The 25,683-nt window shown below is 71.9% G+C and carries 27 protein-coding genes; 17 read left to right on the plus strand and 10 right to left on the minus strand.

What is annotated here, in order from left to right:
* Positions 1-237 precede the first annotated feature (237 nt).
* From E1291_RS22820 to E1291_RS22880, 13 genes are all read left to right on the plus strand, one after another.
* Entirely contained in the window at positions 238-1,242 is a 1,005-nt protein-coding gene (locus E1291_RS22820; protein ID WP_165495243.1) for a DUF2207 domain-containing protein, read from the plus strand.
* Between the two features lie 135 nt (positions 1,243-1,377).
* Entirely contained in the window at positions 1,378-2,544 is a 1,167-nt protein-coding gene (locus E1291_RS22825; RefSeq protein ID WP_131740018.1) for an MraY family glycosyltransferase, read from the plus strand.
* A gap of 378 nt (positions 2,545-2,922) precedes the next feature.
* Complete coding sequence (locus E1291_RS22830) at positions 2,923-3,342, plus strand: Cg1360 family ATP-synthase-associated protein (protein WP_131740019.1); 420 nt, start codon at positions 2,923-2,925, stop codon at positions 3,340-3,342.
* An 84-nt stretch (positions 3,343-3,426) separates the two neighbouring features.
* The gene (locus tag E1291_RS22835) at positions 3,427-3,651 is read left to right on the plus strand and encodes a hypothetical protein (protein WP_131740020.1); all 225 of its coding nucleotides are present in this window, start codon (positions 3,427-3,429) and stop codon (positions 3,649-3,651) included.
* Positions 3,652-3,712: 61 nt separating this feature from the next.
* A complete protein-coding gene (gene atpB, locus E1291_RS22840) occupies positions 3,713-4,504 on the plus strand; it encodes a F0F1 ATP synthase subunit A (RefSeq protein ID WP_131740021.1) in 792 nt (263 codons plus the stop codon).
* A 106-nt stretch (positions 4,505-4,610) separates the two neighbouring features.
* The gene (gene atpE / locus E1291_RS22845; protein ID WP_131740022.1) at positions 4,611-4,844 is read left to right on the plus strand and encodes an ATP synthase F0 subunit C; all 234 of its coding nucleotides are present in this window, start codon (positions 4,611-4,613) and stop codon (positions 4,842-4,844) included.
* A 32-nt stretch (positions 4,845-4,876) separates the two neighbouring features.
* Entirely contained in the window at positions 4,877-5,434 is a 558-nt protein-coding gene (locus E1291_RS22850; protein ID WP_131740023.1) for a F0F1 ATP synthase subunit B, read from the plus strand.
* Complete coding sequence (locus E1291_RS22855) at positions 5,431-6,258, plus strand: F0F1 ATP synthase subunit delta (RefSeq protein ID WP_131740024.1); 828 nt, start codon at positions 5,431-5,433, stop codon at positions 6,256-6,258. The genes E1291_RS22850 and E1291_RS22855 overlap by 4 nt, the downstream gene beginning before the upstream one ends.
* 39 nt (positions 6,259-6,297) lie before the next feature.
* On the plus strand, positions 6,298-7,935 hold the full coding sequence (gene atpA / locus E1291_RS22860) for a F0F1 ATP synthase subunit alpha (RefSeq protein WP_131740025.1): 1,638 nt from the start codon (positions 6,298-6,300) through the stop codon (positions 7,933-7,935).
* Between the two features lie 6 nt (positions 7,936-7,941).
* Positions 7,942-8,844 carry a F0F1 ATP synthase subunit gamma gene (locus tag E1291_RS22865; RefSeq protein ID WP_131740026.1) on the plus strand — a complete coding sequence of 301 codons (903 nt, stop codon included), beginning with the start codon at positions 7,942-7,944 and terminating at the stop codon, positions 8,842-8,844.
* Position 8,845: 1 nt separating this feature from the next.
* Positions 8,846-10,276 (plus strand): F0F1 ATP synthase subunit beta, encoded by a 1,431-nt coding sequence (gene atpD / locus E1291_RS22870; RefSeq protein WP_131740027.1) that lies wholly within the window; start codon positions 8,846-8,848, stop codon positions 10,274-10,276.
* 76 nt (positions 10,277-10,352) lie between these two features.
* Complete coding sequence (locus E1291_RS22875; RefSeq protein ID WP_131740028.1) at positions 10,353-10,739, plus strand: F0F1 ATP synthase subunit epsilon; 387 nt, start codon at positions 10,353-10,355, stop codon at positions 10,737-10,739.
* Positions 10,740-10,763: 24 nt separating this feature from the next.
* Positions 10,764-11,222, plus strand: coding sequence for a DUF2550 domain-containing protein (locus E1291_RS22880; RefSeq protein WP_131740029.1), 459 nt, complete (start codon positions 10,764-10,766; stop codon positions 11,220-11,222).
* Positions 11,223-11,448: 226 nt separating this feature from the next.
* On the opposite strand, the gene E1291_RS22885 is transcribed toward E1291_RS22880, so the two are convergent.
* The 3 genes from E1291_RS22885 to E1291_RS22895 form a co-directional block, all read right to left on the minus strand.
* A complete protein-coding gene (locus E1291_RS22885; protein ID WP_131740030.1) occupies positions 11,449-12,219 on the minus strand; it encodes a DUF4097 family beta strand repeat-containing protein in 771 nt (256 codons plus the stop codon).
* A 128-nt stretch (positions 12,220-12,347) separates the two neighbouring features.
* On the minus strand, positions 12,348-13,286 hold the full coding sequence (locus E1291_RS22890; protein ID WP_165495244.1) for a DUF4097 family beta strand repeat-containing protein: 939 nt from the start codon (positions 13,284-13,286) through the stop codon (positions 12,348-12,350).
* 119 nt (positions 13,287-13,405) lie between these two features.
* A complete protein-coding gene (locus tag E1291_RS22895; RefSeq protein ID WP_131740032.1) occupies positions 13,406-14,032 on the minus strand; it encodes a cob(I)yrinic acid a,c-diamide adenosyltransferase in 627 nt (208 codons plus the stop codon).
* Between the two features lie 70 nt (positions 14,033-14,102).
* Between E1291_RS22895 and E1291_RS22900 the strand changes: the two genes are divergently transcribed.
* A complete protein-coding gene (locus E1291_RS22900) occupies positions 14,103-15,665 on the plus strand; it encodes a GMC family oxidoreductase (RefSeq protein ID WP_131740033.1) in 1,563 nt (520 codons plus the stop codon).
* A 324-nt stretch (positions 15,666-15,989) separates the two neighbouring features.
* Here E1291_RS22900 and E1291_RS22905 read toward each other — a convergent pair whose 3' ends face one another.
* The 6 genes from E1291_RS22905 to E1291_RS22930 form a co-directional block, all read right to left on the minus strand.
* A complete protein-coding gene (locus E1291_RS22905) occupies positions 15,990-17,540 on the minus strand; it encodes an OmpA family protein (RefSeq protein ID WP_131740034.1) in 1,551 nt (516 codons plus the stop codon).
* A 155-nt stretch (positions 17,541-17,695) separates the two neighbouring features.
* Positions 17,696-19,195 carry an aldehyde dehydrogenase family protein gene (locus tag E1291_RS22910; protein ID WP_131740035.1) on the minus strand — a complete coding sequence of 500 codons (1,500 nt, stop codon included), beginning with the start codon at positions 19,193-19,195 and terminating at the stop codon, positions 17,696-17,698.
* Positions 19,196-19,228: 33 nt separating this feature from the next.
* Positions 19,229-20,053: a site-2 protease family protein gene (locus E1291_RS22915; protein WP_242614316.1), complete on the minus strand. Its 825-nt coding sequence runs from the start codon at positions 20,051-20,053 to the stop codon at positions 19,229-19,231.
* A 240-nt stretch (positions 20,054-20,293) separates the two neighbouring features.
* Positions 20,294-20,701: a DUF3224 domain-containing protein gene (locus E1291_RS22920; RefSeq protein WP_131740036.1), complete on the minus strand. Its 408-nt coding sequence runs from the start codon at positions 20,699-20,701 to the stop codon at positions 20,294-20,296.
* A gap of 249 nt (positions 20,702-20,950) precedes the next feature.
* Complete coding sequence (gene nucS / locus E1291_RS22925; RefSeq protein WP_131740037.1) at positions 20,951-21,631, minus strand: endonuclease NucS; 681 nt, start codon at positions 21,629-21,631, stop codon at positions 20,951-20,953.
* A 60-nt stretch (positions 21,632-21,691) separates the two neighbouring features.
* Complete coding sequence (locus E1291_RS22930; protein WP_242614317.1) at positions 21,692-22,390, minus strand: HEAT repeat domain-containing protein; 699 nt, start codon at positions 22,388-22,390, stop codon at positions 21,692-21,694.
* 419 nt (positions 22,391-22,809) lie between these two features.
* On the opposite strand from E1291_RS22930, the gene E1291_RS22935 reads away from it, so the two are divergent.
* Positions 22,810-23,034, plus strand: coding sequence for a hypothetical protein (locus E1291_RS22935; RefSeq protein WP_131740038.1), 225 nt, complete (start codon positions 22,810-22,812; stop codon positions 23,032-23,034).
* Positions 23,035-23,195: 161 nt separating this feature from the next.
* Positions 23,196-23,582, plus strand: a complete 387-nt coding sequence (locus E1291_RS22940) for an SCO5389 family protein (protein ID WP_131740039.1) — start codon at positions 23,196-23,198, stop codon at positions 23,580-23,582.
* 75 nt (positions 23,583-23,657) lie between these two features.
* Here the strand turns inward: E1291_RS22940 and E1291_RS22945 are convergent, their stop codons facing one another.
* Positions 23,658-24,644 carry an LLM class flavin-dependent oxidoreductase gene (locus tag E1291_RS22945; protein ID WP_131740040.1) on the minus strand — a complete coding sequence of 329 codons (987 nt, stop codon included), beginning with the start codon at positions 24,642-24,644 and terminating at the stop codon, positions 23,658-23,660.
* Between the two features lie 55 nt (positions 24,645-24,699).
* Here E1291_RS22945 and E1291_RS22950 point away from each other — a divergent pair.
* Positions 24,700-25,683: 3-hydroxyacyl-CoA dehydrogenase family protein (locus tag E1291_RS22950; RefSeq protein WP_242614318.1), on the plus strand; the 984-nt coding region annotated here is incomplete at its 3' end.

Below are 25,683 nucleotides of genomic sequence, written 5' to 3' on the forward strand. Positions count from 1 at the left end.
CGCGCCCGCGCGTCCGCCGGCGGCGTGCCCGGCGGCCCGGCGGCGGGCCCGTCCGGCGCCTCCACCGCCCAGATGACCTCGCGTTTCCCCCGATTCCCCACAGGACGACCCTACGGGGGACGTGGTGAAACCGGTCCCCGGCGAGCGTCCGGCGCCGCTAGCCTGGGGGAGATCGACAGAAACGATCCGCTGAGTAATGGCTTTGTTACGCGGACACCGGGCCGCGACGGTGAAACTATGCCTGACGTGCGTGGTCGTCTCCGTGGGCCGGTGGCCCTGGTGGGCGCGCTGCTGACGGTCGTCCTGCTCGCGGCGCCCGCCGGCGGCGCCGTCCCGGCGGGTCCGGCCCCGCTGGAGAGCATCCCGACCTTCGACGTCGTGCTGACCCTGCGCACCGACGGGATCCTGCAGGTCAGGGAGACCATCACCTACGACTTCGACCGCGGCGGCGGGCACGGCATCGTGCGCCGCGTCCCGTTCCGGCACGCCGACCGGCTGTTCGACGTCCGCGGCATCAGCGCCAGTTCCTCGACCGGCGCCCCGGCGCGCGCCCGGACCCTCAAGCTGCTGCACGACGTGCGGATCAGCGTCGGGGACGGCCGCCACAAGGTCACCGGACGCCAGGCGTACGTGATCGAGTACGACGTGGCCTGGGCGTTCACCCCCTACGCCGACCACGACGAGCTGGTGTGGGACGCGATCGGCACGTCCTGGGACGTGCCGATCGCGAACGCGGCCGTCCGGGTGGAGGCGCCGATGCCGCTGCGGCACGCGGGGTGCCGGGCCGGGAACCCCGGGCTGACCACCCGCTGCGCGCGCGACCGCGACGGGCCGTACGCGGTCGACTTCACCCAGAGCGGGCTGCGCCCCCACGAGGGCATGACGGTCCGGGTCCGGCTGCCGAAGCGGGCCGTCGCCGTCGCGGCGCCCCGGTACGCCCCGCCGCACTGGGCGGGGACCTGGCCGGGGACGGCGGCGCTCGCGCTCGCCCTCGGCGCGGTGGCGCTGGCGGCCCGCCGGCCGGTACCGCGCCGGGGTACCGGAGGGGTGCTGCTGGCCTGCGGCGCGCTGCTGACGATCGCCGACGCCGGTGACGACGTCCTGGCCCACGGTCCCTGGGCGTTCTCGCTGGGGGACCGGTGCGCGGCCGGGCTCGCCATGATGATCATGGGGGCCGCGATCGCGTGCGCGCGCCGGCCCGGGTCCGCCCAACTAGCAGCGGGCGCGGCCGGAGAGGATTAGAGTTGATCGGTCGCGGGACGAACCGATCGTCCCGGGCGGGCGTCTACCCGGGTAGCGGGCGCGCGAACGGGCACGTTCGCGCGGACGGACGGCCCGCGGGCGGCGGGCGAGACCGGTGGAAGGGGGCACGGGGGCGTGCGGGAATACCTGCTCACGATCCTGGTCGCCGCCCTCGTCGCCTATCTGCTGACCCCGACCGTGCGCCGGTTCGCCGTCTGGTTCGGCGCGCAGGCCGTGCCCCGCGACCGCGACGTGCACGTGATCCCGACGCCCCGGCTGGGCGGCCTCGCCATGTTCGGCGGGATGGTGGCCGCGCTGGTGGTCGCCTCGGGGCTGCCGGAGATGCGCAAGGTCCTCGGCGACAGCGAGATCAGTGTGGGCCGGGCGCTGCTGATGTCGGGCGGGCTCATCGTGCTGATCGGCATCGCCGACGACCGGTGGGAGGTGGACGCCCTCACCAAGTTCGCCGGCCAGGTCGCCGCCGCCGGGATCTTCATCATGCAGGGCATCCAGATCTACGTGATCCCGCTGCCGAACGGCGAGTCGGTGTCGCTGCCGCCGGGCTACGGGGTGCCGCTGACCGTCCTGGTCGTGGTCGCCACGATCAACGCGGTCAACTTCATCGACGGCCTGGACGGGCTGGCCGCGGGCGTCGTCGGCATCGCCGCGCTGGCCCTGTTCATCTACGCCTACCTGCTGTCGAAGACCCACGGGATGACGACGCTGAGCGGCGCCACGCTCACCGCGGCGATCCTGTTCGGTATGTGCGTGGGGTTCCTGCCGCACAACTTCAGCCCCGCCAAGATCTTCATGGGCGACACCGGCTCGATGCTGATCGGGCTGCTGCTCAGCGCCTCCACGATCATGCTGACGGGGCGGTTCGACCCGGCGGTCCTGGCCAACGGGCTCTTCCCGTTCTATGTGCCGCTGCTGCTGGTCCCGGCGGTGGCGGCGGTCCCGTTCATGGACATGGTGCTCGCGGTCTGGCGGCGCACCAACCAGGGCCGCTCGCCCTTCTCGCCGGACAAGCAGCACCTGCACCACCGGCTGCTGGAGCTCGGCCACTCCACCCGCCGGGCCGTGCTGATCATGTACTTCTGGGTGGGCCTGCTCGGCGCCGGGATGGTCTCGCTCGCCTGGTTCGACGCCGCCTGGCTCACCCTCGGGGTGACGCTCGTGGTCGCGGTCGCCGGGATGCTGCTGATGCTGAACGTGCCGCGCCGCCGCGGCCGCCGCGCGGGCGCCGAGGTCGGAACCGGCGCCGGCGACCGTACCCCCGAACGCCCGCGAATGCCCGTCTGACCTGCGGATTCACCCCTGACCTTCGGGTATCGTCGGGGGCGCGGCAGATGGCCGGGGCGTGACGGTTGGCCGAACGGCTCGGGCAGGCTGTGTGGGACGGGCTTTCCTGGGTAGAGAGTGGAGATCCCGCGCACCGGTCACGCCGCGTGTCCGGCCTCCCGGTCTCCCCTCCGGCCCGCACGGCGGCGGCGCGTCCGGGCCGTTCCGCGGAATCGGTGCGGTGACCTGGGTTAAAGTCCGGGGTGCGAGCGTGCCCCCCGGAGCGAGGCCGACGCCCGGCCGAGGCGTTACCTCTAGGGTAATTGTGGACATTCCGGACGCTTGTGATACCTTTCACGAACAAGAGACGACCACTGAACGTGACCAGCCGGAGCCCTCATGCAATCTTCCGACGCCCGGATACTCCGCGGCGCCGCGATCCCGACCGGGCTGGTCGGGGTGGGTGCCGTACTGATCGGCCTGCTGGCCGCCGGCGCCAAGGGCGCCCTGGCGGCGGCGCTGGCCACCGTCGTGGTGATCGCCTTCTTCTCGGTCAGCGCCCTCGCGGTCTCGTGGGCCGCGAAGGTCTCCTCGCAGACGATGATGCTGGCCGCGCTCGCGAGCTACATGGTGAAGATCCTCGCCGTGATGGTGCTGGTCACGACCATGGACGGCGTCTCGATCTGGGACACCACGGTCTTCGGCTGGACGGTCGTCGGGCTCGCCCTGATCTGGATCGCCGCCGAGTTCCGCGTCGCCCTGCAGCGAGGGAGGCCCTACATTGACGAGCCTGAGAACGCGCTCGACCGGAGTCCGTGATGGCGCGCGCACGGACGGTGCCCGTCGTCGTGGACTACTCCAATATGACCACCGCCGGGATGGCCTGCTATCGTCCGGAGCGCGATGAGCGAGCAGAAGCGTCGGCCGGAGGACGGTCAGCGGGAGTTCGCCGACGCCGCCTGGTCCGCGCCCAGCTATCTTCTCTCCGGGATGGCTATTTGGGGTGGTCTGGGCTGGTTGCTGGCCAAGTGGACGGGCGTGGTCTACTTCACCCCGATCGGCGTGGTCATCGGCGTCGTGCTCGCCATCTACCTGATCTACCTGAAGTACGGTCGCCATTCCCTCTGAGCGGCCCCGCCGCCGAGGAAGCCTTCGTGATCCATCACCACATTGATGAAGGGAACGCCGCGTGAACGCGCTGACGGTCCTCGCCTCCGGAGGGAAGGAGTTCGAGGCCCCGGGTCCCGAGCTCTTCGACTTTCCCCCCCTGTTCGCAGGCGGCCCGGCCTGGCTCACCAAGCCCGTCTTCTTCGCCGTCTTCGGCACGCTGGTCGTGTGCGCCTTCTGCTGGAGCGCGTTCGCCAATCCGAAACTGGTGCCCCGGGGCATCCAGAACGTCGGCGAGGTCGGCTACGTCTTCGTGCGCGACCAGATCGGGCGCCCGTTCCTCGGCAAGAACACCGAGCAGTGGATGCCGATGCTGCTCTCCCTGTTCTTCCTCATCTGGACCTGGAACATCTTCTCGGTCATTCCGATCATCCAGTTCCCGATCGCCTCGCACATCGCGTTCCCGGTCGTCCTCGCGCTGAGCGTCTACTTCATCAAGGTCTACCTGGGCATCAAGCACCAGGGTCTGAAGTACTTCACGGACATGATCCCCAAGGGGCTGCCCAAGCCCATCTACGTGCTGCTGGTGCCGATCGAGTACCTCTCGACCTTCATCCTGGCGCCCTTCACGCACGCGGTGCGGCTCTTCGCCAACATGTTCGCCGGTCACATGATCCTGGCGTTCTTCAGCCTCGTCGGCTTCTGGTTCCTCTTCGAGAAGCCCACGCCCCTCGGATTCGGCGTCGGCATCATCGGCGTGATCATGACCTGCGTGATGACCGCGTTCGAGATGTTCATCCAGTTCCTGCAGGCGTTCCTGTTCACGATGCTCGCCGCCATGTACATCCAGAGCGGCCTGCACGCGGACCACTAGGCCCCCGGTCCCGCGGTGCCGTCCCCCGGCGCGCGGGTCCGAACGAACCACCTCGAGAAGCCAGACCGGCGGACACTCCGCCGGCCGACAGAAAAGGAAAGAACCCATGACGGGAGTCCTCGCCGCCGTCGAAGGCAACGTCACCGCGATCGGGTACGGCCTCGCGGCCATCGGCCCGGGCATCGGTGTCGGCATCATCTTCGGCCAGGGCGTGAACGCGATCGCCCGCCAGCCCGAGCTCACCGGCGTGATCCGCACCAACATGATGCTGGGCTTCGTCCTCACCGAGGCGCTGGCCCTGATCGGCCTGGTCGCGCCGTTCCTCTTCAAGAGCGTCTGAGCAAGGGCCATACCTGAGGAAGGGCTGCAGACATGATCACAGCGGCTTCCGTTCTAGCGGCGGAGGACAACAACCCCCTCGTTCCGCACCCGTACGAGCTCGTCGTCGGGATCTTCTCCTTCGTGGTCGTCCTCATCGTCGTCGGCAAGATCCTCACGCCGCGCATCCAGAAGACTCTTCAGGAGCGCACCGACGCGATCGAGGGCGGTCTTCTCCGCGCCGAGCAGGCGCAGGAGGAGGCCCGCCAGACGCTGGAGCAGTACAAGGCGCAGCAGAAGGACGGCCAGCTCGAGGCGTCCAAGCTGCGCAAGAAGGCCGAGGAGCAGGGCGCTCAGATCATCGCGGAGATGAAGGAGCAGGCCCAGGCCGAGGCGCGCCGCATCATCGAGGCCGCCAAGGCCCAGATCGAGGCGGAGCGCCAGCAGGCGCTGCAGTCGCTGCGGACCGAGATCGGCGCGATGTCGGTCGAGCTGGCCGGCCGCGTGGTGGGCGAGTCCCTGGAGGACAGCGCCCGCCAGAGCCGGGTGGTCGACCGGTTCCTCGAGGAGCTCGAGGAGCGCGCCCGGACGCAGGAGCAGATCACCTCATGACCATCACGGGAGCGGTGAGCAGGGCGTCGCTGGCCGAGGCGAGGGAGCGTTTCGAGGCCGTGCTGGCCTCGGGCGACGCCGACCTGGCCGGGCTCGGCGGCGACCTGTTCTCGGTGCTGCACCTGATCGAGCGCGAGCACGGCCTGCGGCGGGCGATCTCCGACCCGGCGCGGGACGGCGCCGACAAGGCGCAGCTCGTCCGGATCCTGCTGGAGGGCAAGGTGTCGCCGGCCGCTCTCGGGCTGGTCGCCGACGTCGTCCGGCTGCGCTGGTCGCGGCCCTCGGAGCTGTCGGACGCGGTGGAGACCCTCGCGGTCACCGCCGAGGCCGCCCGCGCCGAGGCCGACGACCGCATCGACGACCTGGAGGACGAGCTGTTCCGGTTCTCCCGGGTCGTCGAGGGCGAGGCCGCGCTGCGCGGCGCCCTGGCCGGGCCGGGGCTGCCGGACGAGCGCAAGCTCGGCCTGGTCGAGGCGCTGCTGGCCGACAAGGTCACGCCGTCCACGCTGGCCCTGGTCACCGAGCTGGTGCTGTGGCCGCGGGGACGTAGCCTGGAGTCCGGGCTCGCCGACCACGGCCGGATCGTGGCGCAGCGCCGGGAGCGCCTGGTCGCGCTGGTGCGCACCCCGGGCGAGCTGTCGGAGGGGCAGCGCACGCGGCTCGCCGCGGTGCTCGCCGCCGCCTACGGCCACGAGGTACACCTGAACATCGAGATCGACCCCACGGCGATCGGCGGCCTGTCGATCGAGATCGGGGACGAGATCATCGACGGCACGATCGCCGGACGGCTGGACGATGTCCGCCGTCGGCTCGGCACCGGCTGAGCCGGCCGAGCTGACCCCAAAGGGAGCAAGAGAGGAATCATGGCGGAGCTGACGATCCGTCCGGATGAGATCCGGAACGCGCTGGAGCGCTTCGTCCAGTCGTACGAGCCTGAGGCCGCCGCGCGCGAAGAGGTCGGCACCGTCGTCGATTCCGGCGACGGTATCGCCCACGTCGAGGGCCTGCCCTCCGCGATGGCGAACGAACTCCTGGAGTTCGAGGACGGTACCCGTGGCCTGGCTCTGAACCTGGACGTACGCGAGATCGGCGCCGTTGTCCTGGGTGACTTCAGCAAGATCGAGGAGGGGCAGAAGGTCCGCCGGACCGGTGAGGTCCTCTCGGTCCCCGTCGGCGACGGCTTCCTCGGCCGCGTCGTGGACTCGCTGGGCAACCCGCTGGACGGCAAGGGCCCGATCGAGACCACCGAGCGCCGCGCGCTCGAACTGCAGGCCCCCACCGTCGTCCAGCGCCAGTCGGTCGGCGAGCCGCTGCAGACCGGCATCAAGGCGATCGACGCGATGACCCCGATCGGCCGCGGCCAGCGCCAGCTGATCATCGGTGACCGGCAGACGGGCAAGACCACCGTCGCCGTGGACACCATCATCAACCAGCGTGAGGCGTGGGAGTCCGGCGACGAGAGCAAGCAGGTCCGCTGCGTCTACGTCGCGGTGGGCCAGAAGGGCTCCACGATCGCCAACGTGCGCCGCTCCCTGGAGGAGGCCGGCGCGCTGGAGTACACCACGATCGTGGCGGCGCCCGCGTCCGACCCGGCCGGGTACAAGTACATCGCCCCCTACACCGGGTCGGCGATCGGCCAGCACTGGATGTACCAGGGCAAGCACGTCCTGATCGTCTTCGACGACCTGTCGAAGCAGGCGGAGGCGTACCGCGCGGTGTCGCTGCTGCTGCGCCGCCCGCCGGGCCGCGAGGCCTACCCCGGTGACGTCTTCTACCTGCACTCGCGGCTCCTCGAGCGCTGCGCGAAGCTGTCGGACGAGCTCGGCGCCGGCTCGATGACGGGTCTGCCGATCATCGAGACCAAGGGCAACGACGTGTCGGCCTACATCCCGACGAACGTCATCTCGATCACCGACGGGCAGTGCTTCCTGGAGACGGACCTGTTCAACCAGGGCGTCCGCCCGGCGATCAACGTCGGTATCTCGGTCTCCCGCGTCGGCGGCTCCGCGCAGGTCAAGGCGATGCGCAAGGTCGCCGGCACGCTGCGCCTGGCGCTGTCGCAGTTCCGTGACCTGGAGGCGTTCGCGGCCTTCGCGTCCGACCTGGACGCCGCGTCCCGCGCCCAGCTGGAGCGCGGCGCGCGCCTGGTCGAGCTGCTGAAGCAGCCGCAGGGCAGCCCCTTCCCGGTGGAGAAGGAGGTCGTGTCCGTGTGGGCGGGGACCTCCGGCGAGCTGGACGACGTGCCGGTGGCCGACATCCGCCGCTTCGAGCAGGAGTTCCTCGACCACGTCGAGCGCGAGGAGGGCGGCCTGCTCACCGCCATCCGCGAGACGGGTCAGCTCTCCGACGACGGACTCACCAGCCTCAAGAACGCCATCACGGAGTTCAAGAAGGGCTTCCAGACCAGCGAGGGCGACCTGCTGGGCGCGGAGGAGCCCGTCGAGGCGATCGAGGACGAGGCCGTCGAGCAGGAGACGATCACCCGCGTCAAGAAGGGCTGATCGGCCATGGCCGCACAGCTTCGTCAACTCCGGCAGCAGATCAAGACGGTCAAGTCGACCGCCAAGATCACGCGCGCCCAGGAGATGATCGCCACGTCGCGGATCGTCAAGGCCCAGCAGGCGGTGGCGGCCTCCAAGCCGTACGCCGACCAGATCACGCAGGCCCTGTCGGCCCTGGTGAGCCACCACGTCGGGATCGACCATCCGCTGCTGCACGAGCAGCCGACCGACAACCGCAGCGCGGTGCTCATCATCACCAGCGACCGCGGGTTCTGCGGCGCCTACAACGCCAACGTGATCCGCGAGGGCGAGGCGCTGATCAGGTCGCTGCGCGAGCAGGGCCGCGAGCCGGTACCCTACGTCGTCGGCAACAAGGGCATCACCTGGTACCGGTTCCGTGACCGCGAGGTCGCCGAGACCTGGCACGGGTTCAGCGACCGGCCCGACTTCGCGAACGCGGAGCGGATCGGCCGCAGGCTCACCGAGGACTTCCTCAAGACCGACGCCGAGGGCGGGGTCGGGGAGATCCACGTGGTCTACACCGAGTTCGTCTCGATGCTGACCCAGTCGGTCCAGGTGCGCAGGCTGATGCCGCTGGAGATCGAGGACGGCAAGGGCAAGGACGGCACCGTCCCGCCGGCCTACGAGTTCGAGCCGTCCGCGCAGGCGGCGCTCGACCTGCTGCTGCCCAACTACGTCGAGAGCCGCATCTTCCACATGCTGCTGCAGTCGGCGGCGTCGTTCCACGCGTCGGTCCGGCGAGCGATGAAGTCGGCGACCGACAATGCCAATGAACTGATCGGGGTCTACACGCGCCAGATGAACCAGGCGCGGCAGGCCGCCATCACCCAGGAAATCAGCGAGATCGTCGGTGGCGCTGACGCGCTCGCCGATTCTGGCGGGGAGTGAAATGACTGCTCAGGTAGAGACGGCGACCGCGACCGGGCGCGTCGCCCGTGTCATCGGCCCGGTCGTCGACGTGGAGTTCCCCGCCGACGCCATCCCGGAGATCTACAACGCCCTCAACGTCCAGGTCGCGCTGGGCGGCGAGGAGAAGACCCTGACCTTCGAGGTCGCCCAGCACCTGGGCGACAACATGGTCCGGGCGATCTCCATGCAGCCGACCGACGGCCTGGTCCGCGGCGCCCCGGTGACCGACAGCGGCGAGTCCATCGCCGTGCCGGTCGGGGACATCACCAAGGGCCACGTGTGGAACGCCCTCGGCGAGGCGCTCGACGTCCCGACGGCGTCCCTCAGTGTGAACGAGCGCTGGGGGATCCACCGCAAGGCCCCGCCGTTCGACCAGCTGGAGTCCAAGACCGAGATGCTGGAGACCGGCATCAAGGTCATCGACCTGCTGTGCCCGTACGTCAAGGGCGGCAAGATCGGCCTGTTCGGCGGCGCGGGTGTGGGCAAGACCGTCCTCATCCAGGAGATGATCCGCCGTGTCGCCCGCAACTTCGGCGGCACCTCGGTGTTCGCCGGCGTCGGCGAGCGCACCCGTGAGGGCAACGACCTCTGGGTGGAGATGGAGGAGGCGAACGTCCTCAAGGACACCGCCCTCGTCTTCGGCCAGATGGACGAGCCGCCGGGCACCCGGCTGCGGGTCGCGCTGTCCGCGCTGACGATGGCGGAGTACTTCCGCGACGTCCAGAACCAGGACGTGCTGCTGTTCATCGACAACATCTTCCGGTTCACCCAGGCCGGCTCGGAGGTCTCCACGCTGCTCGGGCGCATGCCGTCCGCGGTGGGCTACCAGCCGACCCTGGCGGACGAGATGGGCGTGCTCCAGGAGCGGATCACCTCGACGCGCGGTCACTCGATCACCTCCATGCAGGCGATCTACGTGCCCGCCGACGACATCACCGACCCGGCGCCGCACACCACGTTCGCGCACCTGGACGCCACCACCACCCTGGCGCGGAGCATCTCCGAGAAGGGCATCTTCCCGGCGGTGGACCCGCTCGACTCCACCTCGCGGATCATGGACCCGCAGATCCTGGGGAACGAGCACTACTCCGTCGCCCAGGAAGTGATCCGGATCCTGCAGAAGTACAAGGAACTGCAGGACATCATCGCGATCCTCGGCATCGACGAGCTCTCCGAAGAGGACAAGGTCACCGTCCAGCGGGCGCGGCGCATCGAGCGCTTCCTGTCGCACCCGATGTACGTGGCCGAGCAGTTCACCGGCCAGCCCGGTGTGACCGTGCCGAAGGACGAGACGATCGCCTCCTTCAAGGCGCTCGCGGAGGGCAAGTACGACCACCTCCCCGAGCAGGCGTTCTTCATGTGCGGTGGCATCGAGGACGTCGAGAAGAAGGCCAAGGAGCTGGAGAAGTAGTCCGCTCCGGTGGGCCGCCCGGGGACGTTTCCCCGGGCTGCCCACCGGAACCGCTCCAGTATTCGGAGGTTAGACAGTGGCAACCCTGAAGGTCGGGCTCGTCTCGCCGGAGCGCGAGATCTGGTCCGGCGAGGCCAAGATGGTGGTCGCCCAGACCATCGAGGGCTCGCTCGGCATCCTGCCGGGCCACGCCCCGGTGCTGGGCGTCCTCCTCGACGGCAGCGTGGTGAAGATCGAGCCGGCCGACGGCGGCGAGATGGTCACCGCCATGGTCGGCAGCGGCTTCTTCTCCGTGGCGGCCGACGAGGTGTCGGTGCTGGCCGAGCAGGCCGAGCTGAGCGACGAGATCGTCGTGGAGGACGCCAGGCGGGCGCTGGAGAACGCGCTCGCCGCCGGCGAGGAGGACGCGACGGCCGAGCGCCGGGCCCGCGCGCGGCTGCGCGCGGCGGGCATCGAGGCCTAGGTTTCGAGCGGACGGCGGGGGGACTTGGGCGGGCACCTGGCACTGGACGCGGGCGGGGTGCTCGCCGCCGTCGTCCTGGTGGCGGCGCTGGTCTTCGCCGTGATGACGGCCCGCCGCTGGCTGTTCACGCGCGGCGGCGGCACGGTCGAGTGCAGCCTGCGCGTCCTGCCCCGGGAGGGCGCGCCCGGCGCCTGGAGGCTCGGCATCGGGCGCTACAAGGGCGACGTGCTGCACTGGCACCGCGTGTTCGGTTTCCGCAGGAGGCCCCGGCAGGTGATCCACCGCCGGGGCCTTGTCATATCCAACCGGCGCGACCCCGAGCCCGGCGAGGCCGAGGGGCTCCTCCCCGACGTCGGCATCATCGAGGTCAGGGACGGCGACCTGGTCGTGGAGCTGGCGATGGGCGCGGCGGCGCTGACCGGCTTCCTGGCGTGGCTGGAGGCCGCGCCCCCCGGCTTCCCCGTCGACCTGCATACGGATTGATTGCAAGCCCGGCCCAGGCGCTCGCCTAGCGGCTCGCACCTGACCGTTCTTGTGCGAGCGCGAATCGCTTCGCGATCTTCCCGGCGGGGCTCGCCTTCGGCATTGCCCCGCCGCTCAGGTAGCGCGCTCGCGTGACGGCTGAGGACCATGGTTCGGGTCCCATGCCGGTTGGTGGCTAGGGTTTTGCCGCGGGCTCACCGTCCCGGGGGGCGTTTCTCTGTGGGGGTCAGGCGGGGAGGATCGCTATGTCGCCGGTGGTGGAGCGGGCATGGATGCGGTGGGGGGCGGCGGGGTCGTGGCGGACTCCGATCCGCTCGGAGCCCATGTCGGCGTCGGCCCGTACCGCGTAGGGGAGCCCGGACGGGACCCGGATACGGGTGGTGCCGCTGCCCGCCGCGGTGTCCACGACGCCGGGCGGGACGGCGAAGGACAGCTCGACGTCCCCGACCCTGGCGCGCACGCGCACCTCGTCACCCGACGCGCAGCGCAGCCCGGTACCGGTGATCGCGCCGGTGCCGGCGGAGAGCCGCAGCGGGCCGCGCACGTCGGTGAGACGCGTCGTGCCCGCGCCGACCTCGGTGGTGACGGCCGCGGTCAGCCCGCTGATCCGGACGGTTCCGGCCCGCGTCGCGACGTCCACGGCGGTGCCGCGGGGCACCTGGATCCGGTAGCTGACACCGCAGCTCCGGGTACCGACGATGAACCTGTCGGGGCACCGGTAGCTCAGCGAGAGCTCGCCGCCGGACACGCCGTGCTGGGAGAGCGGCCGCCGGTGCTCGGTGAAGTCGAGCCGCTCCTTGACGGTGACCTTCCGGACGTCCGCGCCGGTGATCTCCACGTTCGCGGCGGGACCGCGCAGCCGGAGCCGGGTGATCGGGTCGGCGACCCGGTAGGCGCGGTTCTCATGGTCGGTCGTGGCGCCGAAGCTCAGCCCGCAGCCGGCGACGGTGGTGATCGCGGCGGCCGCCGCGAAGGCCGCACCGGCGAGTCTGTTCATCTGGTCATGCCGTCCTCTCCTGCTTCACAGGACATGATGCAGCCGGTGGCCGCGGTGCGGGCGGGTTTCGAAGATCTTCGCCGGACGCGGGGCGGGGCGAGGACCGGCAGGAGCCGCCGGCGGACCCGTCAGGCGGGCGTGACGGTGATGTCGCCGTCGCCCGTGGACAGGTCGACGCGCCTCTTGGCCTCGGAGTCGCGGTGCAGGGCGTCGTCGATCCGCTGGTGACCCGTCCTGCTGGACAGGCTGATGGCGTAGCGCTCCCCGCGCGGCAGCCGGACCCGGACCGAGCCGGTGTTCGTCACGGCCCGCACGTCCTGCGGCGGGACGGTCAGGCCGAGCAGGACGTCGCCGTCGCCGGTGCGCGCGACGATCCGGTCGGTGGCCAGCCCGTCGGCGTCGATGGGGCCGCTGCGGGCGCGCAGCTGCACCGTGCGGGCGCGGCCGGTGAGCCGGATGTGACCGTCGCCGGTCCGCACGTTCAGCCGGTCGCTGACCAGGTTCGTCGCGGTGATGGACCCGGTGCGGGTGCGCAGGTCGGCGGTGGTCGCCCGGCCCGAGACCCGCAGCACGCCGTCGCCGCTCTCGGCCGTCAGCGCGGAGGTGCGCAGGTCCGAGGCGGAGACCGCGCCGGTGCGCGTCACGAGGCGCACCGTCCCGGCGTTGCCGGACGCCGACACCGGCCCGTCGCCGTTCTCGACGTCGACGTTCACCGAGCGCGGCACCCGGACGTGGTAGGCGATGCCGCAGCCACCGGGCCCGATGATGCTGCCGGCGCACTGGGCCGACAGTGACAGCGTGCCGTCCGTGGTCTCGTGCCGCGGCTTCGGCTTGTTGTGCCGGTTGGTCCAGGTCAGCTTCTCCCGCACCTCGATGCCGGGGGAGTCGGACGCCACGATCTCGACCCGCCCGGTGCCGGCCCGCACCTTCAGCGCGGTCACCCCGTTCGGCGCGGTGTAGGTGCGCGTCTCCTTGTGCCGCCCGACCTCGAGGCCGCACCCGGCCGCCGCGCAGGCGACCACGGCCGCCAGCAGCGCCGGTACCGCTGTGCCGATCAAGGTCCTCACGTCGCAGTCTCCCCAAGTCGCTCGCCCCGTACCGGGACAAGCCTCCCGGGAGACGCGCCGGGCCGCCAGGTGGCGGACCCGTGTTCCGGAGGTGGGGCTAGCCCTACCTCCGGCCCAGGTCAGCGTTCCCCACCGGGCTTCCACAGAACGTCGCCCCGCTCGGAGTTGGCGACCCGGCACAGGATGAAAAGGAGGTCGGAGAGGCGGTTGAGGTAGCGGGCCGTCAGCGGGTTGACACCGCCCTCGGCGGCGTCCGGGTCCTGGTCCGCCGCGGCGCCGTGCGCCTCTAGGGCGGCCCAGGCGGACCGCTCGGCCCGCCGCGTGACGGTCCGGGCGACGTGCAGGAGGGCCGCGCCGGGCGTTCCACCGGGCAGGATGAAGCTCCGCAGCGGGGGCAATTCGGCGTTGTGCTCGTCGCAGGCCGCCTCCAGCCGCTCGACGTAGGACGCCTCGACCCGCAGGGGCGGGTACTCCGGTTCGGGCACCACCGGCGCGCACAGGTCCGCGCCCACGTCGAACATCTCGTTCTGGATCCGGGTCAGGAGCGCGACCAGCGGCTCGGGCAGTGAGCCGAGCGCGACCGCGGCGCCGATGGCGGCGTTGGCCTCCTCGACGTCCGCGTAGGCGGCGAGCCGCGGGTCGGTCTTGCGGGTGCGGGACGCGTCGCCGAGCGCGGTGGTGCCGTCGTCGCCGGTCCGGGTGTAGATCCGCGACAGCACGACGGGGGTCTCCCTGTTCTTCGCCATGCCGGTCACCCTAGCCCGCGGCTTTCCGAGGACGGCTCGGTAGGGTGTCGGCCGACCCCCGGAGGCCGCCGTGTACGACTACATCATCGTGGGAGCCGGCAGCGCGGGCTGCGTGCTCGCCGCGAGGCTGACCGAAGACCCCGGCACGAAGGTCATGCTGCTGGAGGCGGGCCCTCCCGACGACGCCCCCGAGATCCACATCCCGGCGGCCGTGGCCACGCTGATCAAGGGGCCCTACGACTGGGACTACGGGACGACGCCGCAGGAGCACGCCGCGGGCCGCAGCGTCTACTGGCCGCGCGGCCGCACCCTCGGCGGCAGCTCGTCCACGAACGCGATGATCTACATCCGGGGACACCGGTACGACTACGACACCTGGCGGGACGCCTACGGCTGCGAGGGCTGGGGCTACTCGGACCTCCTGCCCTACTTCCGCCGCGCCGAGGACCAGCAGCGGGGCGAGACGCCCCACCACGGGGTGGGCGGCCCCCTCCGGGTGGAGGACCTCCGCTACAAGCACCCGCTCACCCGTGCCTGGGTGCAGTCGGCCAAGGCGTACGGGCTGGCCGCCAACTCCGACTTCAACGGCGAGGACCAGGACGGAGTGGGTTTCTATCAGGTCACCCACCGGCGCGGGAGACGCTGGTCGACCGCCGCGGGCTACCTGCGCCCGGCGGAGGGACGGCCCAACCTCACCGTCGTCACCGACGCGCTCGCCACCCGCGTCCTGATCGAGAAGGGCCGCGCGGTGGGCGTCCGCTACGAGATTCGCGGCGCGACCGCCGAGGCCCGCGCGGAGGCCGAGGTGATCCTTTCCGGCGGCGCCGTGAACAGCCCGCAGCTGCTGATGCTGTCGGGGATCGGGCCCGCCGACCACCTGCGCTCGCACGGCATCGACGTGCTCGTGGACGCCCCGGTCGGGCAGGGCCTGCAAGACCACCCGTTCGTCAACGTCATGTTCGCCGCGCCCCGGACCAAGTCGCTCTGGGAGCTGGTGGGCACCCGCGCGCTCGTGCTGCACGCCGCGCTCGGCCGCGGCCCGTACGCGTCCAACATCGCGGAGGCGGGCGGGTTCGCCCGCACGGCCGACGGACTGCCCGCACCCGACCTGCAGTACCACGTCCTGCCCACCCCGTTCGTCGACCAGGGCCTCGTCGAGCCGTCCGAACGTCTGCTGTCGGTGCTGGTCACCGCCGTCGCCATCGCCGCGCGCGGCTCGCTGACCCTGCGCTCGGCCAGCCCGTACGCCAAACCGCTGATCGATCCCGCCTATCTCGCGGACAGGGCCGACCTGGACATCCTCGTCGCCGGGGTCCGCCAGGCCCGGCGGATCGCGGCCTGCGGGCCGCTCGCCTCGCTCCTGAGCGGCGAGCACGCCCCGGGCGAGCACGTGGTGTCCGACGAGGACCTGGCCGATTTCGTCCGGCGCGAGTGCGCCACGCTGTTCCACCCGACGAGCACCTGCGCCATGGGCGGCGGGGACGACGCCGTCTGCGACCTCGAACTGCGCGTGCGCGGTGTCGACGGCCTGCGCGTGGTGGACGCCTCGGTCATGCCGGCCGTCCCCCGGGGGAACACCAACGCCCCCACCATCGCCATCGCCGAACGGGCCGCGGCGATGATCCGGGGATGAGAAAGGAAACGCCCCCGTCTCGCGACGGGGGCGTGTGCCGGTTCGTACAGGCGAGCGGCGTCACCGCTTGAGCGCCTTGGCCAGCCGCGCCCGGCGGGCGTTCCTGGCCTCGGCGCGCAGCTCCTTCACCCGGTCCTTCACGAGGTCCTTGGTGAACTCCGGACGGATCATGATGCTTCTCCTTGTTCGTGCCGGTCCCTCTTGGCCCGACATGTACAAGGTTCGTCCTAAGGCCCCACCCCTCACATCGGGACGAAGCCTTATCTGGGACGCCCGGATCGCCTTAGGCCGCCTTAGACCGGACGCCGGGGTCTTAGGAGGGGCTCAGCGGATCGGGACGCCGGCGATCCGGGGGAAGGCGCCGAGGTCCACGCTCGTGCTGGTGGCGCCCGGCGGGAGCTTCACGACCGACCAGAACTCCCTGGCGGTGTGCGGCGCGAGGATGTCCGCGCCGAGCCGGATGCCGGCCGTTCCGGTGCACAGGCACAGGGCCGAGCGGAAGCCCGTGCCCAGCAGGAACCGCGCCGCCGGGTAGCGCATCCGGGCGGCCGGGTCGACGAGGGAGGCGCTGGCGGCGCCGATGAAACGGAGCTTCATCCACTCGTCGTCCCTGCTCAGGCCCGGGATCTCGGCCCGCGCGTCACCCTCGTTGGTGACGCGGTAGGTCAGGACGCCGTAGTCGCCGCCGATGGGCTGGACGGCCAGGGCCTCGGCCCGCATCGTCGTCTTGCCCTCGCCGTCCTTGGCGGTGACGGGGCCCGCCTGCCCGGCGGGCGCGGCGGTGCCGCCGGCCGGGACCTGCGGGGTCCCGGGTCGCTGCGGCCGGGGGAAGGAGATCGTCACCCGGCGGTTGCGGCGCCGGCCCTCGTCGGTTTCGTTGGACCACAGCGGGCGGCTGGAGCCGTACCCCTTGGCGTCGTAGGCGACGCCGGTCCGGGTGACCAGGGCGGTGAGGCGGTTCTTGACGGTGTCGGCGCGCTTCTGCGACAGCGGGTCGTTGATGGCGTCGGTTCCGCTGGAGTCGGCGTGGCCCTCGACCTTGACGGTGCCGCCGGGGGAGGCGTCGATCTGCTGCGCGGCGGTCTTGAGGAGCGCCTCCGCGCGCGGTGTCAGATCCGCCTTGTTCAGCTGGAACAGCACGTCGGCGGACAGGTTCACCTGCACGTCGCCGCCGTCGTCGTGGATCTCCTGTGCCCCGTCGAGGGACTCCGAGCGGGCGTCGATGGGGTGGCTGACCGTCTCCAGCCGCATGCCGTCCGGGTTCGGGATCCGCTCGCCCGGCGGCGGCACCGGTGCCGCGGCGCTGATCGGGACGTTCACGAACGGCCGGGCCAGCGGGGTGTACACGGTCGTCGTCGCCGCGCCGCCGGACGGCGCGGGCAGCACCGCGAACAGGCTCAGCGACCCGCCGGCGCGGGCGTACCAGCCGGAGTCGTCGCGCTTGGGCGAGCACAGGCATCCCCCGCCGCCGGCCTGGCGGTAGGGCCCGAGGAGACGGCGCGCCGCCGGGTCGACCAGCGCGATGCCGTCCGGCCCGGCCGGGCCCCCGTCGTTCGTCTCCTGGAGCCGGGGACCGAGGTCGATGTCCTGCGCGGCGGGGTTGGTCACCCGCAGCTGGACGACGACGTGCGCGGAGCCGAGCCGGTTCAGGCCGACGAGGTCCACCTTCACCTGTGGATCGTTCCCGGCGGGCGTCGACAGGACCGAGGCGATCGCCGGGCGGCGGTCCTCGCCGGGCCGCGTGGCCGGAGCCGTGGAGGCACCGGCGCCGCGGTCCGGCCCGTGGGACGAGCCGGATCCGCCCGACGCGCAGCCGGCCAGGGTGAGCACGGCGGCGAGCGCGGTCGCGCCGAGGATCGGGCGGGGGGTCCTCATGGGTCTCCTTGGCGCCTGCGGGCAGTTCGTCCGCGCAGTATCGCTCCAGAAGATCACTAAGAGGTCGCGGCCGCACCGGAATTCACCCGACGGACAGTCGGTGGACACGCCCCCGCCCTCCGCGGCGCACGCGGCGGCGCTCGCGATGGTGCGCGTCAGCGCCTGTGGCGGCGGCCGTGCAGCAGGGTGACGAGACCGAGGACGCGGGCCATGTCCTTGTCGGTGCCGGCGAAGGAGGTGAGGTTCCCCGTCGCGAACCGCTGCCGGGTGATGGCCTTGGGGCGGGCGAACTCGCGCAGGCCGTCCGCGCCGTGGACGCGGCCGAATCCCGACTCGCCCACCCCGCCGAACGGCAGTGCCGCGACCTGGACGAACGAGGCGAAGGAGTTGATGGAGGTCATGCCCGAGCGGATCCGCCGGGCGGCGTCCAGCGCCCGCGACCGGCTGCCCGAGAAGACCGTCCCGGCGAGACCGTAGCCGGTCGCGTTGGCCTTCTCGACCGCCTCGTCGAGGTCCTTGACGCGGTGGACGGTGACGGTGGGACCGAAGGTCTCCTCGCGGACGGCGGCGGCGTCGTCCGGGACGCCGGTGAGCACGACCGGATCGACGTAGGGCCGGCGGACCGACGCGGCGCCGCCCACGACCGCCTCGCCGCCGCGTTCGAGCGCGTCGCCGATGTGCCGCTCGATCACGTCGAGCTGCGCGGGCATGGTGATCGGGCCGTAGTCGGCCTCGCGGTCGAACCCGGGGCGCAGACCACGGGCCCGGTCGGCGAGTTTCCCGAGGAACGCCTCGTACGCCTCGTCGACGACGTAGACGCGCTCGACGCCGATGCAGGTCTGGCCCGCGTTGGACATCGCGCCCCACAGCACCGCGTCGGCGGCGGCGTCGAGGTCGGCGTCGGCGTCGACGAGGCAGGCGTCCTTGCCGCTGCACTCGGCGACGATCGGGGTGAGGTTGGCGGCGCAGGCCGCCATCACGCGCCGGGCCGTGCGCGCCGAGCCGGTGAAGGCGATCTTGTCGACGGCGGGCGAGGCGGCGAGCGCGGCGCCGGTCGGGCCGCGGCCGGTGACCGTCTGCAGGACGGGGTGCTCGGGGACGACGCCGGCGACGATCCCGGCCAGCAGCTCGCCGACGCCGGGGGTGTACTCCGACGGCTTGAACACCACGGCGTTCCCGGCGGCGAGCGCGTAGGCGATCGAGCCCATCGGGGTCAGCACCGGGTAGTTCCACGGGCCGATGACCCCGACGACGCCGAGCGGCCGGTACTCCAGCAGGCACCGCTGGTTGAGCGCCATCAGGCCCGGCCGGACGGAGCGCGGCCCGAGCACCTTCGCGGCGTTGCGGGCGGCCCAGTCGAGGTGCGCGACCGCCATGATGATCTCGAGCTGGGCGTCCTTCAGCGGCTTGCCGGTCTCCTGGTGGACGAGCTCGGCCATCCGGCCGAGGTTGCGGGTCAGCGAGCCCTTGACGTTCAGCAGCCGGACGCGGCGCTCCTTCCAGCCCAGCGCGCCCCACCAGTGGGCCGCCTCCCGGGCCCGGCCGAGGGCGGCGGCCACGGCGGCGTCGTCGTGCACGGGATGCTCGGCGACGACCTCCCCGGTGGCGGGGTTCAGAGACGCGAACGTGCCGGCGCCTTCCACGGTCACGGACATGAGGACCTCCCGGGAGGAGCGTGGTGAGCCCGGTCAGCTGCGCCAGAACTGGAAGAGGTAGTGGCCGAGCTCGATCGGGAAGTGGTCGATGGCCGCCGCGCCCTCGACGTGGAACGGGAACTCGCCCAGGCCCAGCGCGTCGGTGAGGTTGTACACCGCGTTGAAGAACGCGTTGTTGACCGGGCCGAGCCACAGCAGGGCGATCAGCCCCAGGAACATATAGCCGCCGTAGGCGTTGGCCTGCTCCACCCACCGGCGGGGCAGGTACGGCTCGACGATCCCGAAGCCGTCCAGGCCGGGGATCGGCAGCAGGTTGAGCAGCGCCGCGGTGACCTGGAGGAACGCCAGGAACGCCAGCCCCGACCAGAACAGCGCGTGGGAGCCGTCGGCGAAGTTCTTGAAGATCACCGCCAGCATGACGGCGAACAGCGCGTTGGCCAGCGGCCCGGCCGCCGAGATCAGGCTGTGCCGGATCCGGCCGGGGATCACGTGCCGGTCGATCCAGACGGCGCCGCCGGGCAGCCCGATCCCGCCGAGCAGGATGAACACCAGCGGGATGAGGAAGCTCAGCGTGACGTCGGAGTACTTCACCGGGTTCAGCGTCAGGTACCCGCGGGTCGCGACGCTCCGGTCCCCGGACCGGTAGGCCAGGTAGGCGTGCCCGAACTCGTGCAGGGACAGCGACAGGATCCAGCCCGCGATCACGAAGCCGAACACCGCGATCCGTCCGGGCCGCTCCAGGTTCGTCCCGTACCGCCAGGCGACCAGGCCGCACAGCACGGTCAACGCCACGATCGCCAGGAACACCGGGCTCGGCTGGACCGCGGAGCGGTCACGCCTCCCGGGTACGGCCCCCATCGTCATCTTCTCCGCGTTCCTCTCGCCCCGTCCCGAATGCACCCCGACGCTACCGCCCCGTCCGTACGGTTCGTGTCAGCCGCCGGAGCCGGCGCCCGGCGCGATGGTGATCCGGAACAGAACGGCGCGGGACCCGCCCGGCCGCGCTGTCATCGGCGGTGGCCCGGGCCACGCCGACGGGGGGCATGCCCGAAGATTACCGCCGGGTTCGCGTGCGGTCGCTCCGGGCGGGCCCGCGCATCAGTCCAGCGTGTACTCCAGTTCCCAGGTGTGGGCGCCGTCGTCGCCCACGGTGATCTTTCCGGAGCCGCGCAGGCCGGCCAGTTCCCCCGTGCCGGAGGTGGGGACGATCAGCCAGCGCAGCCACTGCGTGTCGGGCGTCCCGTCGTCGCTTCCCGCGCTGTGCTGCAGGACGAACGTGCCCTCCCTGCCGTGCAGGATCCCCTGGACGTGCTCGACCGCGACATAGGCGACGGGCCCGGCCGCGGACTCCACCGTGATCAGCTCGGTGGTGCTCGTGCCCACGAGGTCGCCGTGGAAGGTCTTGCGGACGTGCACACGGGTCAGCTTGTTGCCGCCCTGTTCGTCATAGGGCTTCTCGGCGTCCCACGCGTCGATGTCGAAGGTGCCGGTCGCATGAAGAGTCATCCCGCCATGATGCCCGCCCCCAAGGACACCTGCCGCACCGTTGACCCGCACCACCAGGGCATCAACCGAACATCAACGACCGCGTAAGCCGCCGGAGGAGCCGACCTGAGCCGTCACGCGAGCGCGCGCCCTGACCGGCGGGGCAAAGCCGGAGGCGAGCCCCGCCGGGAAGATCGCGAAGCGATTCGCGCTCGCACAAGCACGGTCACGAAGCGAGCCGCCAGGCGAGCGCAGTGGGCCGGGCTTGAACTAAAACAACGTCCCTTCGTGCTCGATGCCTCGGAGGGCGTCGTAGTCGAGGGTCACGCAGTGGATGCCGCGGTCGAGGGCGAGCACCTTGGCCTGGGGCCTGATCTCCTGGGCGGCGAAGATGCCGCGGACGGGCGCGAGGTGGGGGTCGCGGTTGAGCAGTTCGAGGTAGCGGGTGAGCTGCTCGACGCCGTCGATCTCGCCGCGCCGTTTGATCTCCACGGCGACGGTCGCGCTGTCGGCGTCCCGGCACAGGATGTCGACGGGGCCGATGGCGGTGGGGTACTCGCGGCGGATCAGGGACCAGCCGTCCCCGAGCGTGGTGATGTGCTCGGCGAGCAGTTCCTGAAGGTGCGCCTCCACGCCGTCCTTGCGGAGCCCGGGGTCGGCTCCCAGCTCGTGGCTGGTGTCGTGGAGCACCTCCTCGATGGTGAGGATCAGCCGCTCGCCCGACTTGCCGTGCGTGACCGTCCAGCGGGCGACGGCGCCGTTCTCCGCGTAGGGCTCCTCGCGCAGCGTGCAGGGCGGGTTCATCCAGTTGAGCGGCTTGTAGGCGCGGTCGTCGGCATGGATGCTGACGCTGCCGTCGGCCTTGATCAGGACGAGCCGGGGGGCCATGGGCAGGTGGGCGGTGAGCTTGCCGGCGTAGTCGACGCTGCAGCGGGCGATAACGAGACGCACGGTGCCCCACCCTAGCGACGCCCGTGACCTCCCGCGCCGGAAGCGACCGGCCGCCGGAGTTCATCCGATCTCGGCGTAGGCGCGGAACGCGTCCCGGTCGCCGGGCAGGCCCCACTCGCGCACGATCTCCGAGAAGTTCACCCACTGCCACGTCTCGGCGGGCAGGTTCGCGAGGACGCCGACCGTCCGCCGCTGCAGGCGGGTGAGTCCGGCGAACGGCGCGAGCGCGGGGGCCGGTTCCCCGAACGCGATCCGGAGCGCCGCGGCGGCCATCGGGAAGGACCAGACGCCGGTGGTGCGCGACAGCCCGTCCAGGACGGCGTCGGCGGCCTCCGGCGGCACGTCCCCGGCGAGCGCGGCGAGTGTCGAGGCCGCGTATCCGCGCAGGTCGCCCATGTAGAAGTGGACGGGCGGGACGGGCTCGGCGGTGCTCGCCTCGGCCAGCCCGGCGACGATGTCGGCGTCGGTCGCGCCGAGGCGGGCGAGCGCGACCGCGGCGGCGCGGCGCGGCAGGGGCGCCTCGCCCGCCAGGACCTCGCGGAGCCAGGGGACGAGGTCGTGGTCGTCCAGCAGCCCGGCCGCGACGGCGGCGTTGGCGAGGACGCCGGGTTCGGTCTCGGCGGCGATCAGGGCGCGCAGCGCCGGACGCGAGGCGGCGGCCTCCTCGGGGAACCAGGCGAGCGTGTACGCGGCGGCGGCGCGCACGCCGGCGCCGGGGTCGCCGAGCAGGCGGCGGACCACGGCCAGCCCGGCGCGCACGGCGTCGTAGGCGGCGAGTTCGGCCTCGGCGAAGCGCAGGCGCGCGGTGAAGTCGGCCCAGGAGCGCCGCAGCTGCCCTGGTGGAAGATGTTGCCGTACAGCGCGCCGAGCGCCGTGGCGCGCTCGTCCGCGTCGGGCGAGCGCAGTGCCCGCAACTGGTCCGGGACGTCTCCGGCCGGCCCGTAGGCGTGCCGCAGACCCGCCCAGTCGACCTCGTCCAGTCCCGCCAGAGGATTTCCGTCGCTCATGCCCGGAAGTGTGCCGGAGCCCTCGGACAGACGGCTCAGATAGTGGAACGGTCCGCTAAGTCAGGACGCTCCGTCGTATCTAGGGCGTCGTCCCCATGTGCGAGGGGGTGCCTTAGGACGAACCTGGACGATGTCGGGCCCGGTAGGTGCCCATCAGACGGAGGAGGGGCCGTGTTCCACAGCGACATCATGCACTCGATCATGCGAGAGCGGGCCCGTGAGCTGCGCGCCGAGGGCGCCGCGGCCCGCGACGCCCGGACGGCGCGGCGGGCCCGCGAGTTCTGGGCGGAGCGGGCCGAGCGCGCCGCCGCCCGGCTGGCCCGCCGCCCCGGCGCCTCCCGTCCGGGCGCCGTCGCGCCCACCCGGTCCACCTCGAACGCGGCCCGGGTTCACTGACCGGGCCGTCTCAACATCTGGACGGCCTGGTCCGGACGGCGTCGAGAGCGCCCCGGTGGGCGCGGTTCCGGCCGCGGGCCGGACACTGTCAAGCCCTGGAATTCTTCGTAACGCGTGGTTAGCGTCGCGGGAGGTGGGTGCATCCGACGAAAGGAACAGGCATGTCCCTCGACGTGTCCCCGGAACTCCTCGAAACGGCGCGGCAGGGCGAGGTCGGCGACGCGGAGTTCGTGGAATGCATCAGATCGTCACTTCCCTACGCGTGGGAGACGATCAGCGGTCTGGTGGCGCGGCTGCAGGTGGACGGCGGTGAGTTCGCCGACAACCTCATGCCTCCCCCGGACGAGCAGGCGCGGGGGCAGTTGCTGCGCGTGCTGGCCAGCGACGCGATGCGCGGGTCGCTGGAGCGGTACTTCGGCGTCCGGCTCGCCTTTCAGAACTGTCACCGGGTGGCGGTGTTCCCGTCCGGCGACTCGGCCGCGTACCGGGAGTTCGTCACGGTCCGTGAGCAGATCCTCAACCAGTCCCCGGAGCTTCGCGACTGCTGAGGCGGCGGCGCGCGGGACGCAGGGGGGTGGAGACCCTCGCCTGCGTCCCGCGCGCCGTTCCGCGTCGGCGTCCTCTCAGTCGAGGGCGGCCCGTGCTTTGGGAAGGACCTCGGCGCCCAGGCGCGCGATGTTGTCCAGGGTGGCCTCGCGGGAACCGGCGCCCTCGACGAGCAGGATGAGATGCCGGATGCCGGTGCGCTCGGCCGTGGCGACGAGGGACGCGACGCAGTCCTCCGGTGAGCCGACGGGATGCAGGTCGCACATGCGGCGCGTGTAGCCCGCGGGGTCGCGCGGGGGGCGGCGGCGGTCGTCCACGGGCACGTAGCCCTCCAGGCCGGGGCCGAGCCATGGGGGCATCCGGTCCAGCAGGGTCCGCACCGCCTGTTCGCGGGTGTCCGCGACCTGGGCGACGTGGGTGGAGATGTGGGGGAGTCCGGGGCGGCCGTGGCGGGCGACGGCGGCGGCCTTCTCGTCCGCGCCGACGTGCATCCCGAGAAGCATCGGCAGGCCGCGCTCGGCGGCGAGCGTCTCCGTCGCGGGTGATGTGCACGCCACGATGACGGGCGGCGGTTCAAGCGCGCGCGGGACGACGGGAACCTCACGGAAGCCGAAGTGCTCCCCCGACCATGACACCCGGTCCGAGCGCAGCCAGGTCAGCAGCAGGTCGAGGGACTCGGCGAAGCCGTCCTCGTAGCGCCGCAGGCCGGTACCGAACACCTCCAGGTCCCGCCAGGGCCCGCCGCGGCCGACGCCGAGCCGGAAGCGGCCGCCCGACAGCAGCGACAGCAGCGCCGCCTGCTCGGCGAGCGCCACCGGGTGCTGGTTCGACAGGACGCTCACCGCCGTCCCGACGTGGACGCGGCGCGTCATCGCCAGGACGTGCCCGGCCAGCAGCGGCGCCGACGGGACGACGCCGTAGGACATGAAGTGGTGCTCGGCCAGCCAGACGTCGTCGAACCCCGCACGCTCGGCGGCGACGGCCGCCTCGACCGTGCGGGCCAGGGCCGCGGCGTCGTCCTGGCCGGGGAAACGGGCGGTGAGGAGAAAGATTCCAAAGCGCACCTACCGGTCGTACCCGACATCTGGAACATCGGAGCGCTCTGCGACACTGCCTTCCATGACTGGTGGTTCTTTCAGCAGGGTCGGGGTCGTCGGACTGGGCACGATGGGCGCGGGCATCGCCGAGGTGCTGGCGCGCGGTGGCCTGGCGGTCGTCGGCATCGAGGTGAACGAGGACGCGCTGGCCCGCGGCCGCGGTCACCTGGAGAACTCCACCGGGCGGGCGGTCAAGCGCGGCCGGCTCACCGAGGAGGCACGCGAGGAGATCCTCGGCCGGGTCGCGCTGTCGGCCGACTTCGCCGACCTCGGCGACTGCGACCTGGTCGTCGAGGCCGTCCCGGAGCGGCTCGACCTCAAGCGCCGGGTGTTCGCCGAACTGGACCGGGTGTGCCGCGCCGACGCCGTCCTCGCCACCAACACCTCCTCCCTGTCGGTCACCGACATCGCCGCCACCACCGGCCGCCCCCACAAGATCGTCGGGGTGCACTTCTTCAACCCCGCGCCCGTCATGAAGCTGGTCGAGGTCATCCGCACCGTGCTCACCGAGCCGGCGGCGGCCGAGCGCGTCGCCGCCCTGGTGTCCGGGCTCGGCAAGACCCCGGTGACCATCGGCGACCGCGCCGGGTTCGTCGCCAACCGGCTGCTGTTCGGCTACCTCAACCAGGCCGTCACCATGCTGGAGACCGGGCACGCCACCCGCGACGACATCGACACCGCCATGACGGCCGGCGCCGGGCTGCCGATGGGCCCCTTCACCCTGATGGACCTCATCGGCCTCGATACCTGCCTGGAGGTGCTGGAGGCCGTGTACGCCGAGTCCCGCGACCGGCGGCACGCCCCGTCCCCGCTGCTGCGCGAGCTCGTCACCGCCGGCCTGCTCGGGCGCAAGACGGGCCACGGCTTCTACGTCCACGAGGGACGGCCCGCGGCGGAGACGGACGGCGCCGAGCCGTCCCGCCGGAAGGTACTGGGACAAGGCGAGCATGCCCAGTTCCCAGCCGATGCCGACCGCGCCGGGACCGAACTCGTCCCAGTGATCATC

This window comes from Actinomadura roseirufa, from assembly GCF_900659635.1.
GTDB lineage: Bacteria > Actinomycetota > Actinomycetes > Streptosporangiales > Streptosporangiaceae > Spirillospora > Spirillospora roseirufa.